Here is a 17,075-nt window from a genome sequence, read left to right on the forward strand (position 1 = left end):
TAGTGGTAATGAGGCGGGGGGCCACTCTACAGACGAGGTCACGCAAGGTGCCTCCAGGAGCGAACGGCCTCCCCGGTAACTGCTTCCGTCATGGTTGTTGACAGACAAGCTCAACATACAAGGAGCGCCGACCCCGGCGCGATGCTGGTGGTCATCACGCAGAATCGCGGGTGTGATCGATAATCGCTGCGGGGGCGCAGCTCCTGCAGGTGGGCAACACAGCTCTATCCAGATCGCACTGATCCGCATCCAGCAGGAGAGGCATTGATGAGCGAAACAACCAATCTGCAACTGGCGCTGATCCAGAGCGACCTCGCCTGGCATGATCCGGCGGCCAACCGCGCGCATTTCCAGGCGCAACTGGCCCAGGCCGCAGGCGCCGATCTGGTGATACTGCCCGAGATGTTCAGCACCGGTTTTTCCATGCAGTCAGCCGATCTGGCCGAGCCGGAAGACGGCCCCACCAGCCGCTGGCTCAGCGAGCAGGCACAGCGGGTCGGCGCGGTGATCACCGGCAGCCTGATCATCCAGGCGGCTGGCGGCAGCTATCGCAACCGCCTGCTGTGGGCGCGTCCCGACGGCTCCATGGGCCACTACGACAAGCGCCACCTGTTCCGCATGGCCGGTGAGCACCAGCACTATGCCGCCGGTGACGCGCAGGCGCTGTTCGAGGTCAAGGGCTGGCGCGTGCGGCCGCTGGTCTGCTACGACCTGCGTTTTCCGGTGTGGAGCCGCGACCCGCAGGGCACCGATCTGCTGCTGTACACGGCCAACTGGCCGGCAGCCAGGCGCCAGCACTGGAACCGCCTGCTGCCGGCGCGGGCCATCGAGAACCTGTGCTACGTGGCGGCGGTGAACCGGATCGGCGTGGACGGCAAGGGTCACCCCTACAGCGGCGATTCCCAGGTGCTGGATTTCCAGGGCGAGACCCTGCTGGATGCCGGCGAGCGTGCCGGTGTGTTTCGCCAGCGCCTGGACAGCGAAGCGCTGGCGGCCTATCGCGAACGCTTCCCGGCCTACCAGGATGCCGATCCGTTCGAGTTGCGTTGATCGGGGAAAAGCAGCCGCAAGCTTCAAGCTTCAAGCGGCAAGTTAAAGGCGGGAGCGGCCGTTCGTAGGGTGGACGACGCTTCATCCGTCCACCGCTCTACAATCGCAATGGTGGATGAAAAGAGCGTCATCCACCCTACGCGCGCCCTCCCACAAAAGCATCGCGCCCACTGGCCGCTTCCGCCTTTGAACTGCCCAGGCCTGCCAGGGGCGCTTGGCCCTGGTGTCGACCGGCTTGTGTCATGGCCGAGCGAGGGCGCGTTGGGCGCCGCCGCTCGCTGTCTGCTCAGGCCGCCTGGCCTTCCTCCCTGAGCGAAGCCATGTCGATGACGAAGCGGTATTTCACGTCGCTCCTGAGCATGCGCTCGTAGGCGTCGTTGATCGACTGGATGGGGATCATCTCGATGTCCGAGACGATGCCGTGCTCGGCGCAGAAGTCGAGCATCTCCTGGGTTTCGGCGATACCGCCGATCAGCGAACCGGCCAGGCGGCGACGCTTGAAGATCAGGCCGAACACTTCCGGCGACGGGTGCGGCGAGTCGGGGGCGCCGACCAGGGTCATGGTCGCGTCGCGCTTGAGCAGGCCGAGGAAGGCATCCAGGTTGTGCGGCGCGGCGACGGTGTTGAGGATGAAGTCGAAGCTGTTGGCATGGGCGGCCATCTCGTCGGCGTTCTTCGACACCACCACTTCGGCGGCGCCCAGGCGCAGGGCGTCGTCCTTCTTGTTCGGCGAGGTGGTGAAGAGCACCACATGGGCGCCCATGGCCGCGGCGATCTTCACCGCCATATGGCCGAGGCCGCCGAGGCCGACCACGCCGACCTTGTGCCCGGGCTGGACATTCCACTGCCGCAGCGGCGAGTAGGTGGTGATGCCGGCGCACAGCAGCGGCGCCACCGCGGCGAGGTTGTCGCTGTGGCTGATGCGCAGGACGAACTGCTGCTTGACCACGATGCTGTCGGAATAGCCGCCGAAGGTGTTTTCGCCACCGAACACCGGGCCGTTGTAGGTGCCGGTGAAGCCACTCTCGCAGTACTGTTCCAGGCCTTCGGCGCAGGACGGGCAGCTCTGGCAGCTGTCGACCATGCAACCCACGCCGGCGACATCGCCGACCTTGAAGGCGCTGACATTGCTGCCGACCGCCGTGACCTTGCCGATGATTTCATGGCCGGGAACGGACGGGTAGAGGGTGTTCTTCCATTCATTGCGCGCAGTGTGCAGATCCGAGTGGCAGACGCCGCAGTAGAGAATCTCGATCTGGACGTCATCGGCGCCGACGCTACGGCGCTGGAAGCGGTGAGGGGCCAGGGGCGTGCTGGGGTCTTGTGCTGCATAACCGAGGATCGTGGGCATGACGCAACTCCTGTGGGGGTATCTGCCTGCTGCGAGGCGGGAACGAAGAAAGGGCCTGCATCCAGCTCGGCGCATCGCTCAAGGCTGGACCGCGCTCGGCTCCCGGGCGGTGGCGTGCGGGCGACGCGGTGAGCCCTTTCCGTGGCAAGTCGAGAAGGGCGTGCGCCGCTGGCGCCGGCCCGGTCATCCACAGATCCTAGACCATATGGGCGGCCCCGCGTTTGCACGATCCTGCCGCTGTCTGTCCTGATCCTGCGAGTCCGCGTCAGTTGTCCCGAACCAGCGGCTCCAGCCTGGCGCGCAGCAGCGGCGTCAGTTCGTCGAACAGGGTCTGCACCGAGCGCAACGCCCGGCAGTCGGGGCGGGTCAGCAGCCAGAGCTCGGTGTTGCAGCCGGGCAGCGCTTCGCTCAGGCGCTCCACCCCGGGCAGGCTGCGGGCCATGAAGTCGGTGAGGGCGGCGACGCCGAGGCCGGCGTGCACCAGTTTGGCCACTGCCGACATGCTGCTGCAGCGGTAGCGTGGCACCAGGCTCGGATGCGCCTGCCGGCGCCAGACCACGGTGGCGTGATCGGGCATCGAGTCGTCCGGGGCGATCCAGGGCACCGAGGCCGGGGCTTGCAGAAAGCGTTCGCGGTGTTCGTCACGACCGCAGATGACATAGGCGGCGCTGCCCAGTTGCCGCCCGACCAGGTGTTCGGGCGGGGCATTGGACAGACGCAGGGCGATGTCGGCATCGCGCCGGCTGAGGCTGGCGAAGGTGTTCGAGGTCGCCACTTCCAGCGTCAGGGCGGGGTAGGCCGGCATCAGTTCGGCCAGGCTGGGCAGCAGCAGGCTCTGCAGCACGGCGTCGGTACAGGTGATGCGCACGGTGCCGCTGATCACCTGTTGCCCCTGTTCCAGCGCGATCCGCGCCGCCTCCAGGGCCTGTTCCGCGCGCTCCGCCTGTTCGGCCAGGGCCTGGGCGCTCTGGGTCGGCATGTAGCCGCGCCGGCTCTTCTCGAACAGGGCCACGCCCAGGCTGGTTTCCAGCCGGCGGATGGAGCGGAACACCGTGGATACGTCCACATGCAGTTGTTCGGCAGCCCTCGCCAGCGAGCGGCCGCGCACCAGCGCCAGCACCAGCGAGAGGTCGGCATGACTGATCTGATATTGCATCGCTGCACTCTTAGTTTGTCTGAATGCCAATATCTGTTGCGTGTATGCCTTCTTATACTGCAGTGGCCCAGTCGCTTCAATTGGGCGCTGACAGTATCGCGCCGATGGTGGATTACGGCGTGAGGGCGACCCGGCCCGATCTGCGGACGGCGTCGAATCGATCGCGCGTCCAGCCACTGAGGTCCGCTCGATGACCCAGGGACACCCAGAACAAGAACGGCTTCCCGCCACCGTTGCCTCTTCAGCCGCTGCCGTACCACCCACATCAAAGGATGCACCCCGCCATGACGTCGGTTTCCCCGCGTGTCGTACAGCTCAACGAGGCGAACGCCTTTCTCAAGGAACACCCCGAAATCCAGTTCGTCGACCTGCTCATCACCGACATGAACGGTATCGTGCGCGGCAAGCGTGTCGAGCGCGCCAGCCTGCACAAGGTCTACGAGAAGGGCATCAACCTGCCGGCGTCGCTGTTCGCCCTGGACATCAACGGCTCCACCGTGGAAAGCACCGGCCTGGGCCTGGATATCGGCGACGCCGACCGCATCTGCTATCCGATTCCCGGCACCCTGTGCAAGGAACCCTGGCAGAAGCGCCCCACCGCGCAACTGCTGATGACCATGCACGAGCTGGACGGCAAGCCCTTCTTCGCCGACCCCCGTGAGGTATTGCGCCAGGTGGTGCAGAAGTTCGACGAACTCGGCCTGACCATCTGCGCGGCCTTCGAACTGGAGTTCTACCTGATCGACCAGGAGAACGTGAACGGCCGTCCGCAACCGCCGCGCTCGCCGATCTCCGGCAAGCGCCCGATCTCCACCCAGGTCTACCTGATCGACGACCTCGACGAGTACGTCGACTGCCTGCAGGACATGCTCGAGGCGGCCAAGGAGCAGGACCTGCCGGCCGACGCCATCGTCAAGGAAAGCGCCCCGGCGCAGTTCGAGGTCAACCTGCATCATGTCGAGGATGCGATCAAGGCCTGTGACTACGCCGTGCTGCTCAAGCGCCTGATCAAGAACATCGCCTACGACCACGAGATGGACTCGACCTTCATGGCCAAGCCCTATCCCGGCCAGGCGGGCAACGGCCTGCACGTGCACATCTCGCTGCTGGACAAGAAGACCGGGCAGAACATCTTCGCCACCGACGATCCCGAGCAGCATGCGCCACTGCGCCATGCCATCGCCGGCATCCTCGAGACCATGCCGGCGTCGATGGCCTTCCTCTGCCCCAACGTCAACTCGTATCGCCGTTTCGGCGCGCAGTTCTACGTGCCCAACGCGCCGAGCTGGGGCCTGGACAACCGCACCGTGGCGGTCCGCGTGCCCACCGGCAGCGACGATGCGATCCGTATCGAGCACCGTGTGGCCGGCGCCGACGCCAACCCGTACCTGATGATGGCGTCGATCCTGGCCGGTATTCACCACGGTATGACCAACCAGCTGGAGCCGGGCGAGCCGATCGCGGGCAACTCCTACGAGCAACTGGAGCAGAGCCTGCCGAACAACCTGCGCGACGCCCTGCGCGAGCTGGACGACAGCGAAGTGCTGAATCAGTACATCAGCCCGGACTACATCGACATCTTCGTCGCCTGCAAGGAAGCCGAGATGCAGGAGTTCGAGACCACCATCTCCGACCTCGAATACAACTGGTACCTGCACACGGTCTGACGGAGCGGCGAGCATGCCGGACATCACCCGCCAGGGCTGTGAACGGCGCTATCGCAGCCTGGTGGCGCCTTGCATGGCTCCAGCTCGCTAGGTCTCGATAGGGTTCATATCCAGAGCGGAAACTTTGGAGTTTTTAGGGAGTTTCACATGACTCAACACGTCGATAGCTACTACGCCGCCTCGCGCAACCCGCGGGTCGATTATCCCGTGCTCGCCGAGGCCGTCGAGTGCGACGTCTGCGTTATCGGTGCCGGCTATACCGGCCTGTCCACGGCGCTGTTCCTGCTGGAAAACGGTTTCAGCGTGACCGTGCTCGAGGCGGCCAGGGTCGGTTTCGGCGCCTCGGGGCGCAACGGTGGGCAGATCGTCAACAGCTACAGCCGCGATATCGACGTCATCGAGCGTCAGGTCGGCGCGCGCCAGGCACAGTTGCTCGGCGAGATGGCTTTCGAAGGCGGGCGCATCATTCGCGAGCGGGTGGCCAAGTACGGCATCCAGTGCGACCTCAAGGACGGTGGCGTGTTCGCGGCCATCACGGACAAGCAGCTGGGCCACCTCGAAGCGCAGAAGAAACTCTGGGAGCGCTACGGCCATACCCAGCTGGAGCTGATGGATGCCCGGCGTATCCGCGAGGTGGTGGGCAGCGAGCGCTACGTCGGCGGCATGCTGGACATGAGCGGCGGGCATATCCACCCGCTCAACCTGGCCCTGGGCGAAGCGGCCGCGGTGGCATCCCTGGGCGGCGCCCTCTACGAGCAGAGCCCGGCTACCCGTATCGACCGTGGCCCGCAGCCCGTGGTGCACACGCCGAACGGTCAGGTGAAGGCGAAGTTCGTGGTGGTCGCCGGCAACGCCTACCTTGGCGGTCTGATGCCGGAGCTGGCGGCCAAATCGATGCCCTGCGGCACCCAGGTGATCGCCACCGAGCCGCTGTCCGAGGAGCTGGCGCGCAGCCTGCTGCCCCAGGACTACTGCGTGGAGGACTGCAACTACCTGCTCGACTACTACCGCCTGAGCGCCGACCGGCGCCTGATCTATGGCGGCGGGGTGGTCTACGGCGCCCGCGATCCGGCCGATATCGAGGCGATCATCCGGCCCAAGCTGCTCAAGACCTTCCCGCAACTGGAGAAGGTGAAGATCGATTACACCTGGACCGGCAACTTCCTGCTGACCCTGTCGCGCCTGCCCCAGGTCGGCCGCATCGGCGACAACATCTACTACTCCCAGGGCTGCAGCGGCCACGGCGTGACCTACACCCACCTGGCCGGCAAGGTGCTGGCCGAGGCCCTGCGCGGCCAGGCCGAGCGCTTCGATGCCTTCGCCGGCCTGCCGCACTATCCCTTCCCGGGCGGGCAGTTGCTGCGGGTTCCTTTCACCGCCCTGGGCGCCGCCTACTACCAGTTGCGCGACCGCCTGGGGATTTAACCAAGTGGGAAGCTTCAAGCTGCAAGTCAAAAGCGGATCGAGAGACCCTGAGCGTAGGGCGTACCGGGGCGCGTAGTCGTCCACCGTATCGCCCGGGTGGACAAGAAGAGCCTTGTCCACCCTACGCCTGAAGTCGCTGCAAGCAGCAAGACGACGCCACGCTTGCCGCTTGCAGCTCGGAGCTTACCGCTCAAAAAATCATTTCGCGGAGAACACCCATGTCTCGAATCCCCCTGATCGGCGTCACCGCCTGCCGGCAGCAGCTCGGCAAATACGATTCGCACACCGTCGGCGACAAGTACGTCGAGGCGGCGGCCTTCGCCGGCATTCCCCTGTTGCTGCCGGCGCGCAGCACGCCCAGCGACCCGCGCGCGTTGCTCGAACGTCTGGACGGCATCCTCTTCACCGGTTCGCCGTCGAACATCGAGCCGCACCACTACCAGGGGCCGCCCAGCGCCAAGGATACCCAGCACGACGCCTACCGGGACGACACCACCTTGCCGCTGCTGCGCCTGGCCATCGACCAGGGGGTGCCGGTGTTCTGCATCTGCCGTGGCTTCCAGGAACTCAACGTGGCGCTCGGTGGCACGCTGCACCAGCGCGTTCACGAACTGCCCGGCTACCTGGATCACCGCGAGCCGCCGAGCGACGCGCTGGCCGAACAGTACGCCCCGCGCCACGCGGTGAGTGTGCAGCCCGGAGGCCTACTGGAACTGATCGGGCTGCCCGCGAGCTTTCAGGTCAACTCCCTGCACAGCCAGGGCATCGATCGCCTGGCCGGCGCGCTGTTCGCCGAAGCCCTGGCGCCCGACGGCCTGGTGGAGGCCGTGTCCGTGCGCGATGCCCAGGGCTTCGCGGTCGGGGTGCAGTGGCACCCCGAGTGGCGCTTCAGCGAAAACCCGGTGTCGCTGAGCCTGTTCCAGGCCTTTCGCGACGCCTGCCTGATCCTGGCCGGCAACCGACAGCGCCTGCCGAGCCGCCGCTGACCGCCTGCCAAGCGAACGACGGTATCCCTCGCCATGGGGCCGCGACCGACGCCGGGGCGGCCCTGAACAACAATTCCAATACGACGGCAGAGTTTCATGAGCGAATACACAGAAGCGAGGGCGTACAGCCGTGCGTCCGGGTGTTCCACGCAGTCGGCAGGCGTTGCCGGGGCGGTTTCCGCCAAGGGCCTGGCGCGGGGCAAGGTCGGGCTGCTCGGCTGCGTGGTGCTGGGCATTTCCACCATCGCCCCGGTCTACACCCTGACCGGGGCGCTCGGCCCGACCGTGCGTGAAGTCGGCGTGCACCTGCCGGCGGTATTCATCGTCGGCTTCCTGCCGATGCTGCTGGTGGCCCTGGGCTACCGCGAACTCAATGCGGCCGAGCCGGACAGCGGCACCTCCTTCACCTGGTCGGCCCGCGCCTTCGGGCCGATGATCGGCTGGATCGGCGGCTGGGGCCTGGTCACCGCGACCACCATCGTGCTGTCCAACCTGGCCGGGGTGGCGGTGGACTTCTTCTACCTGTTCCTCGCCCAGCTCACGGGGCGGGCGGAACTGGCGGCGCTGAGCCAGAACCTGCTGCTGAACATCGTTACCTGTTGCCTGTTCATCGCCCTGGCGGTGTGGATCTGCTGCCGGGGCATCGGCATGACCATGGGCGTGCAGTACGCCCTGGTCGGCCTGCAACTGCTGGTGCTGCTCGGCTTTTCCCTGGCCGCCTTCGCCGGGGCGCCGGCCAGTTCGCCGGTGCTGTTCCACCCGGACTGGTTCAATCCGTTCAATATCCCGTCCTTTTCCGCCTTCGCCGCCGGGCTGTCGCTGTCGATCTTCATCTTCTGGGGCTGGGACGTGTGCCTGACGGTGAGCGAGGAGTCGGTGGGCAGCGACAAGGTGCCCGGCCGCGCGGCGACCATCACGGTGTTGCTGATCCTGGCCCTGTACCTGTTCACCGCGGCGGCCACCCTGCAGTTCGCCGGGATCGGCGACAGCGGCCTGGGGCTGGGCAACCCGCAGATCCAGGAGAATGTCTTCGCCCACCTGGCCGGCCCGGTCATGGGGCCGCTGGCGATCCTCATGTCCATCGCCGTGCTGGCCAGCACCGCGGCTTCGCTGCAGTCCACCTTCATCTCGCCGGCGCGCACGCTCCTGGCCATGGGGTACTACGGCGCGGTCTCGGAACGTTTCGCCAGCATCTGCCCGCACTCACGCACGCCGCGCTACGCCACCCTCTGCGCCGGCGTCGCCGCGGGGGCGTTCTACGTGACCATGCGCACCCTGAGCGAGAACGTGCTGGCCGACACCATCACCGCCCTGGGCATGATGATCTGCTTCTACTACGCGCTCACCGCCTTCGCCTGCGTCTGGTATTTCCGCCACAGCCTGTTCGACAGCCTGCGGCATTGCCTGCTGCGCGGCCTGTGTCCACTGCTCGGTGGGGCGATGCTGTCGGTGATCTTCTGGCAGACCGCCTTCGACAGCATGTCGCCGGATTTCGGCAGCGGCTCGCACGTGGGCGGCCTGGGCCTGGTGTTCGTCATCGCCGTGGTGATCCTGCTGCTGGGCCTGGTGCTGATGTTCATCGCCCGCTGGCGCGCCCCGGCATTCTTTCTCGGCGATACCCTGCCGGCGAAGGTGCAATAGAGCATGCGTAGCCTGGGTTGAGCCTGGCGATACCCAGGGCATTTTCCCGGGTGTCGCTGCGCTCGACCCAGGCTACCGATCGTGGCCGTTGTAGGCGCGAGCAATGACAAAGGGACGGCAGCTTCGTAGCCTGGGTTGAGCCTGGCGATACCCAGGGCATTTTCCCGGGTGTCGCTGCGCTCGACCCGGGCTACCGGTCGTGGCTGTTGTAGGCGTGCGCAATGACAAAGGGACGGCAGCTTCGTAGCCTGGGTTGAGCCTGGCGATACCCAGGGCATTTTCCCGGGTGTCGCTGCGCTCGACCCAGGCTACCGATCGTGGCCGTTGTAGGCGCGAGCAATGACAAAGGGACGCCGAAGCGTCCCTTTGTCATTGCTGCGTGAGGCGTCAGGCGGCCTGGGTTTTCGCCTCGGCCTGGCGTACCGCGCGATTCAGGGCGCTGAACAGGGCGCGGATGCTCGCCGTGGTGATGTTCTCGTCGATACCGATGCCGTGCAGCGGACGCTGGCCGTCCAGGCGGATTTCGATGTAGGAGGCGGCCTTGGCGTTGGCGCCGGCACCGATGGCATGTTCGTGGTAGTCCATGATCTCCACGGCGACCGGCAGGCTGGACACCAGCGCTTCCAGCGGTCCCTTGCCGGCGCCTTGCCAGCGCTGGATCTGCCCGTCGACCTGTACCTGAACCTCGACCCTGCTGTCGCCGTTCTCTTCCTGCAGGCGATGGCCCTTCAGTTCATAGGGCGCAGCGGCCTGCAGGTATTCGCGCTCGAGCAGGCCATGAATCTGCCCGGCGCTCATTTCCAGGCCGAGGCGATCGGTTTCGCCCTGTACCACCTGGCTGAACTCGATCTGCATGCGCCGCGGCAGGCTGATGCCGTATTCCTGCTCGAGCAGGAAGGTGATGCCGCCCTTGCCCGACTGGCTGTTGACGCGGATCACCGCCTCGTAGTCGCGGCCGATATCGGCCGGATCGATCGGCAGGTAGGGCACTTCCCACAGGGCATCGGCCTGCTGCTGGGCGAAGCCCTTGCGGATGGCGTCCTGGTGCGAGCCGGAGAAGGCGGTGTGCACCAGATCGCCGACATAGGGGTGGCGCGGGTGCACCGGCAACTGGTTGCAATCCTCGACCACCTTGCGCACGGCGTCGATGTCGGAGAAGTCCAGTTGCGGGTCGATACCCTGGGTGTAGAGGTTCAGGGCCACGGTCACCAGGCAGACGTTGCCGGTACGCTCGCCGTTGCCGAACAGGCAGCCTTCGACCCGGTCGGCGCCGGCCATCAGGCCGAGCTCGGTGGCGGCCACGCCGGTGCCACGGTCATTGTGGGTGTGCAGGCTGATCAGCACGCTGTCGCGCTTGTCGATGTGACGGCCGAACCACTCGATCTGGTCGGCGTAGTTGTTCGGCGTGGCGTTCTCGATGGTCGCCGGCAGGTTGAGGATCAGCTTGTTCGCCGGGGTCGGCTGGAACACCTCGATCACCGCGTTGCACACCTCGACGGCGAAATCCACTTCGGTGGAGCTGAACACTTCCGGCGAGTATTCGAAGCCCCACTGGGTTTGCGGCGCGGCCTCGGCCAGGCGCTTGATGGTCTTGCCGGCGGCCACGGCGATGGCTTTGACGCCGGCCTTGTCCTGGTTGAAGACGATCTTGCGGAAGCTCGGTGCACAGGCGTTGTAGTAGTGGACGATGGCCTTCTTCGCGCCCTTGAGCGATTCGAAGGTGCGCTCGATAAGGTCGTCGCGGGCCTGGGTCAGCACCTGGATGGTGACGTCGTCGGGGATATGGCCGCCTTCGATCAGTTCACGGACGAAGTCGAAGTCGGTCTGCGAGGCGGACGGGAAGCCCACTTCGATTTCCTTCAGGCCGACCTGCAGCAGGGTCTTGAAGAAGCGCATCTTCTTCTCGGCATCCATCGGCTCGATCAGCGACTGGTTGCCGTCGCGCAGGTCGGTGGACAGCCAGATCGGCGCCCGATCGATGATCTTGTCCGGCCAGGTGCGATCCGGAATGACGATGGGGGTGAAGGCGCGGTATTTCTGCGAAGGGTCTTTGAGCATGCTCATGGGAAAATCCTGAAGGCGAAGGCCATCGGTGGCCGAGCTGAAAAATGCAGGTGAAGAGCGATGAGGACGTGCGCTTCAGCCACGCAGTCGCTGGGCGACCAGGCAGAGATTGGCGTGTTGCCGGAGGAGGATGAGAGTTTGCGAGGCGTTCATGGAGCTAACCCTACCCAGTGAGGGGAAAGCTGGCAAGCATGTTCGGAAAATTGGTGGAAACCACCAGGGTTGCGTTTCTGGTGGTTTTTTATTGCGTCTGCTACGGGTTTTTTGCGGTTCCATTGCTAAGAAAGACCCGGCGCGAGCGCGTCGGGTCGATGCCGCTCAGCGTTCGGCGTGCAGGCTCGGGCGCAGCTCGCGCATATCGGCACCGCTCGGATGCTGGAAGACGCGCAGGCCGAATTCCGGGAGGATCGCCAGCAGGTGGTCGAAGATATCCGACTGGTAGCCCTCGTAAGGCACCCAGGCCACGGTGTTGGTGAAGCAGTACAGCTCCAGCGGCAGGCCGTCGGCGGTGGGCTGCAGCTGGCGGACGATCTGCGTCATGTTCTGGTTGATGCCCGGGTGCTGGCGCAGGTAGTGCTCGACGTAGGCGCGGAAGGTGCCGAGGTTGGTGACCCGTCGCGTATTGGCCGGCTCCTGGGCGGCTTCGGCCAGCTCGGCGTTCCAGCTGAGCAGTTCGCTCTGCTTGTTGCTCAGGTACTGGCCGAGCAACAGGAAACGTTGCAGGTGGGCGATCTCGTCGGGGCTGAGGAAACGTACGCTGGTCTGATCCAGGTACAGCGCGCGCTTTATCCGGCGGCCGCCGGACTCCTGCATGCCGCGCCAGTTCTTGAACGGGTCGCTGATGAAGCGCTTGGTCGGGATGGTGGTGATGGTCTTGTCCCAGTTCTGCACCCTGACCGTGTGCAGGGCGATGTCGATCACGTCGCCGTCGGCATTCAGTTGCGGCATCTCGATCCAGTCGCCGACGCGGATGATGTCGCTGGAGGAAATCTGCACGCTGGCCACCAGCGACAGCAGGGTGTCCTGGAAGATCAGCATCAGCACCGCGGCCATGGCGCCGAGACCGGACAACAGGATCAGCGGCGAACGATCGATCAGCGCGGCGACCATGAGGATCGCGGCGATGGCGTAGACCACGATGGAGATCACCTGCAGGTAACCCTTGATCGGTTTCAGGTGGGCATTGGGGCGGCGCTGGTAGAGGGTGTTGATCAGGTTCAGCACCCCGCCGATGGCCAGGGCGATGGTCAGGATGATGAAGGCGCTGCAGACGTTCTCCACCACCGTGACCACGGCGGCGGGCAGGTGCGGCACCACCTTGATGCCGCTGGCCAGGATCAGCGCCGGTACGATATTGGCCAGGCGCTTGACCACGTGGGAGTCGGCCAGGGCCTTGTCCTGGCCGAGGCTGGTCGACTTCATGGCCCGGTACAGGCCGCGCACCAGGATGCGCTTGACCACCCAGTTGGCGATCCAGGCCCCGAGCAGCAGCAGGGTCAGGCTGATCAGGGTGTGCAGTTCGGGGTAGTTCTGCAGCCACTCGAGCGTGGACTGGTACTGTTCTTTCATCGCGTTCCTCGCTGGTTTCATGACGCTCGCCCCGGCCCGGAAGCCGATGTTCCGGCGCGGCGGGCGCCTACCATAGCAAACGCGGGCTGCAGGTGGTCACACACGCACCTTCGGTTACCATGCGGGTCTATGCTGAAGACCCTTTGCAGGCGAGGAGCAGAGACATGAAATGGCGCGGATTTGCAGTGGTACTGGGCGCCGGGCTGGCGCTGGCCGCCTGCTCGCCATCACCGCTGCGGGACGAGAGCCTGCCGCTGGCGGAGCGTCTCGCCAGCCTGGGATACCGCCAGGGCGAGCCGGTGGAGGCTATCCAGGGCTATCGGGTCGACGGCTGGCAGTATCTGGACAAGACCCACATCATTCTCGACGACGGCCCCGGGCGGGCCCACCTGCTGACCTTCTCGCGGCCCTGCCGCAACCTGAGCTTCAGCAATACCCTGGGCTTCAGCACCACCGTGGGGTCGCTGACGCGCCTGGATCGGATCGTTTCCCAGGATGGCAGCGGCTTCCCCGAACATTGCCTGATCGGCGAGATGCATCGTCTGGAGAAGCTGCCCAAGCCGGGCAAATGACCCCGGGCGGACGCCGATGAAGAGCGCCTTCGCGTGGCAGCGCGGAGGCGCACGGTGCTCGAACGGTCGCTTTCAGTCGGTAAAGCGTTCGAGCCGGCGCCGCAAGCGCTGGTTTTCCGCACGCAACGTCTTCACTTCGGCGAGCAGATCCAGGGCCAGGGCCGTCGCCGCCCAGTCCAGCTCCAGTTCGCGGCGCAGGCGGGCGGCATGCCGCAGCACACTGAGTGCCTCGCTGTCGAAGCGCCAGTGACGGGGCTCGGGCCCCTGGGGCTCGACGATGCCGTGCTCGACCAGTTCGATCAGGGTCTCCACGGAAAGGTGAGTGGCCTGGCAGCATTCTTCCAGGCTCAGCTGTACGATCAGGACGTCGTTCATGCGCGTTTGCTCCAGTCGGCCCGTGGGTTGAAGGAGGCGGCGTCGGCCAGTTGCCTCCACAACGCCTGGGTGGCCGCATCGGCCGATTTCGGCATGACCACCTTGAGCACCGCGTAGAGGTCGCCGGTGGCCTGTTTCTCCGGCAGGCCCTTGCCCTTGAGGCGCAGGCGCTGCCCGGTCTGGCTATTGGCCGGGATGCTCAGGTTGAGACGCCCGTCCAGCGTGGGTATTTCCACCTTGGCCCCGAGCGCTGCTTCCCACGGCGCCAGCGGCACGGTGAGCAGCAGGTCCCGGCCTTCGACGTCGAACAGCGGATGCGGCACCAGGCGTATCTGCAGGTACAGGTCGCCGTTCGCCGCCCCGCCAAGGCCCGGGGTGCCTTGCCCCTTGAGGCGGATTCGCTCGCCGTTGGCGACACCGGCGGGAATCCTGACGTTCAGGCTCTTGTCCTGGCTGCCGACGCGGCGGCCGAATTCATCGTATTCGGGCAGCGTATAGCGGATGCTCTTGTTCTGCTCGCCGAGAATCTCCTCGAGGAACAGCGGCAGTTCCATTTCCACATCCTGGCCCCGCTGCGCCTGGTGCGCGCCGCCACCCTGGCGGCGGGCGCCGAACAGGGATTCGAAGAAGTCGGAGAAGTCGCCGTCGAAGTGCTCGCCAGCGCCGCCCGGATTGCCGCGAGGCTGCCAGCCCGGCGGCGCTTCGAAGGGCTGGCCGCTTTGCCCATAGCGTTTCAACTGGTCGTACTCGGCCCGTTTCTCCGGGCTGCGCAGCACCTCGTAGGCTTCGGCCACTTCCTTGAATTTCTCTTCGGCGTCGCTTTCCTTGCTGACATCGGGATGGTACTGGCGCGCCAGTTTGCGATAGGCCGTCTTGATGGCTTTCTCGTCGGCATCCTCGGCGACACCGAGTACGGCGTAGTAATCCTTGAAATCCATTGCATGCTCCCGTTGCTATTGATGCCGCTCTTCACCTCGCATCGGGTGGGGACGGCATAGCGAACAGTCTAGGGTCTGTTGACGTTTCAGCGCGAGCCGCGTTGCCGCGAGAAATCTCGCCAGGCTAGGCGGAGGACGCCGGTAATGGACTAGCCGTCCGCGTGTTCCCTTGCCAAGTCCTCCAACAACGCATGGCGAGATTTCCCGCGCAACCCGCAGGGCCGGGCCCGTTTTGCCGCGATGCGGCGTTTCTCGCCGGCTCATTTAGCCCGCTAAACTTCGCGGCTCGTGCCTTGCCTCGCGGCAAAACGGGCTCCGGCGCGGTCGTGCTGAAACGTCAACAGACCCTAGAACGCATGGGCCGGGTCCGTCTTGGTCGAGATCAAGGCATCAGGGCTTGAACTGGCCAATGAAGATCGCCGGGTCGACCCGGGCATCGTTGAGGCTGACGTTCCAGTGCAGGTGCGGCCCAGTGGCGCGGCCGGTGGCGCCGACCTTGCCGAGTACGCCACCGCGTGGCAGCTCGTCGCCGACCTTCACGCCGATCTCGGACAGGTGGCAGAACATGCTGATCAGCCCCTGGCCGTGGTCGACGAAAACGGTCTTGCCGTTGAAGAAGTAATCGCCCACCAGGATCACCTTGCCCGCCGCAGGTGCCTTGATCGGCGTGCCGCGGTTGGCGGCGAAGTCCAGCCCTGAGTGCGGGTTGCGTTCCTCGCCATTGAAGAAGCGGCGCAGACCGAAGGGGCTCGACAGCGGGCCGTTGACCGGTTTGTCGAACAGCAGGTTGCTCGGCTGGCGGGAGCTGAACTGTTGGTAGGCGCGGGTCTGTTCGGCCAGTTCCCGTTCGATGCGCGCAAGGTTCTCGGCGTTGGGATTGACCTGTTGCTGGTTCTTGATGGTGATGCGCTGCTCGACGTACTTCTTGCTGCCCACCTGGAAGCTCAAACGCTGGCCGGCCGATTCGATCTGCTGGGTGCCGGATTTCACGCTCAGGGGAATGCCGACGATGGCGATCCAGCGTTGCTGGTCTTCGTGGATCACCAATACCGGCTTGCCCTGGTAGGTAGCGCTGGGCGCGCTGGCCGAGGCGCCCAGGTCGACCACGGCGACACCGCCGGGCACCGGCTTGTGCAGCAGACGGCTGATGAAGCCTTCGGCGTGGGCGGGCAGGGCTAAAAACAGGGCGAAACAGAGGATCAGATGGCGCATGGGAAACCTATTTCTTTACAGGGAGCCGAAAAGAGCGCTGGAGGCTGGAAGGCTGTACGGCCTTTGCGTCCAGCTTTCCAGCCTCGAGCGCCTTTATCGACAGAGGCTTTCAATCCAGCAGCGACAGCGTCGCAGGCGCCACATGGTTGTCTTCGACGCGAACGTCCAGCTCGCCCTCGGCGAGGCGCGCCTTGAGGCGTTGCCCCGGCTGGGTGGCGGCGGCGCGGCGAATGGCGCGGCCGCGGTCGTCGAGCAGAATGCTGTAGCCGCGGCCGAGGGTAGCCAGGGGGCTGACCACGTGCAACGTCTGCACCTGGCTGTGCAGCAGCAGGCGGCGGGCCTTGAGGCCTTCGTTCATGGCCCTTGGCAGGCGCTCGGCGAGGCTGTCCAGGCGCTGGCGCAGCAGCTGCAGGTGGCGGCCCGGATGCTGCCCGGCCAGGCGTGCCTGCAGTTGCGCCAGCCTGTGGGCGCGCTGCGCGGTCTGCTGCCGATAGGCCCGGCGCAGGCGCATGTCGAGATCGTCGAGACGTTGCGCCTGCTGGCGCAGCCGTTCGCCGGGATGGCGTATGCGCCGGGTAAGGCCGTCGAGGCGCATGCGCTCACGGGCCAGGCGGCTGTTCATGGCCAGCGCGAGGCGGCGCTGCAACACCGTGAGCCGTTGCGTCAGGTCGTCGCTGTGGGGGGCGAGCAGTTCGGCGGCGGCAGATGGCGTCGGCGCACGCACGTCGGCGATGAAATCGCTGATCGACACATCGGTTTCGTGGCCCACCGCGCTGACGATGGGCGTGACGCAGGCGTCCACGGCACGGGCCACGGCTTCTTCGTTGAAGCACCAGAGGTCTTCCAGGGAGCCGCCGCCACGGGCCAGGATCAGCGCATCGAAGCCCTGGGCGTCGGCCAGCTTCAGGGCGCGGACGATCTGCGCCGTGGCCTCGCGGCCCTGCACGGCGGTGGGGATCAGGGTCAGCTCGACCTGCGGCGCGCGGCGGCGGAACACACTGATGATGTCGCGGATCACCGCGCCGGTCGGCGAGCTGACGATGCCGATGCGCCGCGGGTGGGCGGGCAG

Annotated in this window: 14 protein-coding genes; 6 read left to right on the forward strand and 8 right to left on the reverse strand. The window is 65.8% G+C overall.

The annotated features are described in order from the left end of the window. The first annotated feature begins 267 nt into the window (after window positions 1-267). Window positions 268-1,050 carry an amidohydrolase gene (locus tag DNK34_RS24805; protein WP_131177941.1) on the forward strand — a complete coding sequence of 261 codons (783 nt, stop codon included), beginning with the start codon at window positions 268-270 and terminating at the stop codon, window positions 1,048-1,050. Window positions 1,051-1,336: 286 nt separating this feature from the next. Here DNK34_RS24805 and DNK34_RS24810 read toward each other — a convergent pair whose 3' ends face one another. After that, window positions 1,337-2,401, reverse strand: coding sequence for an NAD(P)-dependent alcohol dehydrogenase (locus DNK34_RS24810; RefSeq protein ID WP_131177942.1), 1,065 nt, complete (start codon window positions 2,399-2,401; stop codon window positions 1,337-1,339). Between the two features lie 265 nt (window positions 2,402-2,666). Continuing rightward, window positions 2,667-3,557, reverse strand: a complete 891-nt coding sequence (locus tag DNK34_RS24815) for a LysR family transcriptional regulator (protein WP_131177943.1) — start codon at window positions 3,555-3,557, stop codon at window positions 2,667-2,669. A gap of 284 nt (window positions 3,558-3,841) precedes the next feature. On the opposite strand from DNK34_RS24815, the gene DNK34_RS24820 reads away from it, so the two are divergent. The 4 genes from DNK34_RS24820 to DNK34_RS24835 all read left to right on the forward strand — a co-directional run bounded on the left by DNK34_RS24820 (window position 3,842) and on the right by DNK34_RS24835 (window position 9,276). Then, the gene (locus tag DNK34_RS24820) at window positions 3,842-5,224 is read left to right on the forward strand and encodes a glutamine synthetase family protein (RefSeq protein ID WP_131177944.1); all 1,383 of its coding nucleotides are present in this window, start codon (window positions 3,842-3,844) and stop codon (window positions 5,222-5,224) included. A gap of 147 nt (window positions 5,225-5,371) precedes the next feature. Beyond that, window positions 5,372-6,649, forward strand: a complete 1,278-nt coding sequence (locus DNK34_RS24825; protein WP_131177945.1) for an NAD(P)/FAD-dependent oxidoreductase — start codon at window positions 5,372-5,374, stop codon at window positions 6,647-6,649. Between the two features lie 218 nt (window positions 6,650-6,867). After that, complete coding sequence (locus DNK34_RS24830; RefSeq protein ID WP_131177946.1) at window positions 6,868-7,635, forward strand: gamma-glutamyl-gamma-aminobutyrate hydrolase family protein; 768 nt, start codon at window positions 6,868-6,870, stop codon at window positions 7,633-7,635. Window positions 7,636-7,731: 96 nt separating this feature from the next. Further along, window positions 7,732-9,276, forward strand: coding sequence for an APC family permease (locus tag DNK34_RS24835; protein ID WP_131177947.1), 1,545 nt, complete (start codon window positions 7,732-7,734; stop codon window positions 9,274-9,276). Window positions 9,277-9,663: 387 nt separating this feature from the next. Here DNK34_RS24835 and leuA read toward each other — a convergent pair whose 3' ends face one another. Next, window positions 9,664-11,340 carry a 2-isopropylmalate synthase gene (gene leuA / locus DNK34_RS24840; protein ID WP_131177948.1) on the reverse strand — a complete coding sequence of 559 codons (1,677 nt, stop codon included), beginning with the start codon at window positions 11,338-11,340 and terminating at the stop codon, window positions 9,664-9,666. A gap of 318 nt (window positions 11,341-11,658) precedes the next feature. After that, window positions 11,659-12,909, reverse strand: a complete 1,251-nt coding sequence (locus DNK34_RS24845) for a mechanosensitive ion channel family protein (protein ID WP_131177949.1) — start codon at window positions 12,907-12,909, stop codon at window positions 11,659-11,661. Window positions 12,910-13,073: 164 nt separating this feature from the next. Between DNK34_RS24845 and DNK34_RS24850 the strand changes: the two genes are divergently transcribed. Continuing rightward, the gene (locus tag DNK34_RS24850) at window positions 13,074-13,481 is read left to right on the forward strand and encodes a DUF6491 family protein (RefSeq protein WP_131177950.1); all 408 of its coding nucleotides are present in this window, start codon (window positions 13,074-13,076) and stop codon (window positions 13,479-13,481) included. Window positions 13,482-13,553: 72 nt separating this feature from the next. Here the strand turns inward: DNK34_RS24850 and DNK34_RS24855 are convergent, their stop codons facing one another. The 4 genes from DNK34_RS24855 to xseA all read right to left on the reverse strand — a co-directional run. Then, complete coding sequence (locus DNK34_RS24855; protein WP_131177951.1) at window positions 13,554-13,856, reverse strand: chaperone modulator CbpM; 303 nt, start codon at window positions 13,854-13,856, stop codon at window positions 13,554-13,556. Then, complete coding sequence (gene cbpA, locus DNK34_RS24860; RefSeq protein ID WP_131177952.1) at window positions 13,853-14,794, reverse strand: curved DNA-binding protein; 942 nt, start codon at window positions 14,792-14,794, stop codon at window positions 13,853-13,855. Before cbpA ends, DNK34_RS24855 begins: the two co-directional genes overlap by 4 nt. 390 nt (window positions 14,795-15,184) lie before the next feature. Beyond that, on the reverse strand, window positions 15,185-16,006 hold the full coding sequence (locus DNK34_RS24870) for a M23 family metallopeptidase (protein ID WP_131177998.1): 822 nt from the start codon (window positions 16,004-16,006) through the stop codon (window positions 15,185-15,187). Between the two features lie 109 nt (window positions 16,007-16,115). Beyond that, window positions 16,116-17,075, reverse strand: a 960-nt coding sequence (gene xseA, locus DNK34_RS24875; protein ID WP_131199541.1) for an exodeoxyribonuclease VII large subunit, incomplete at its 5' end; no start/stop codon positions are given.

The organism is Phytopseudomonas dryadis, assembly GCF_004327355.1.
GTDB classification, from domain to species: domain Bacteria; phylum Pseudomonadota; class Gammaproteobacteria; order Pseudomonadales; family Pseudomonadaceae; genus Aquipseudomonas; species Aquipseudomonas dryadis.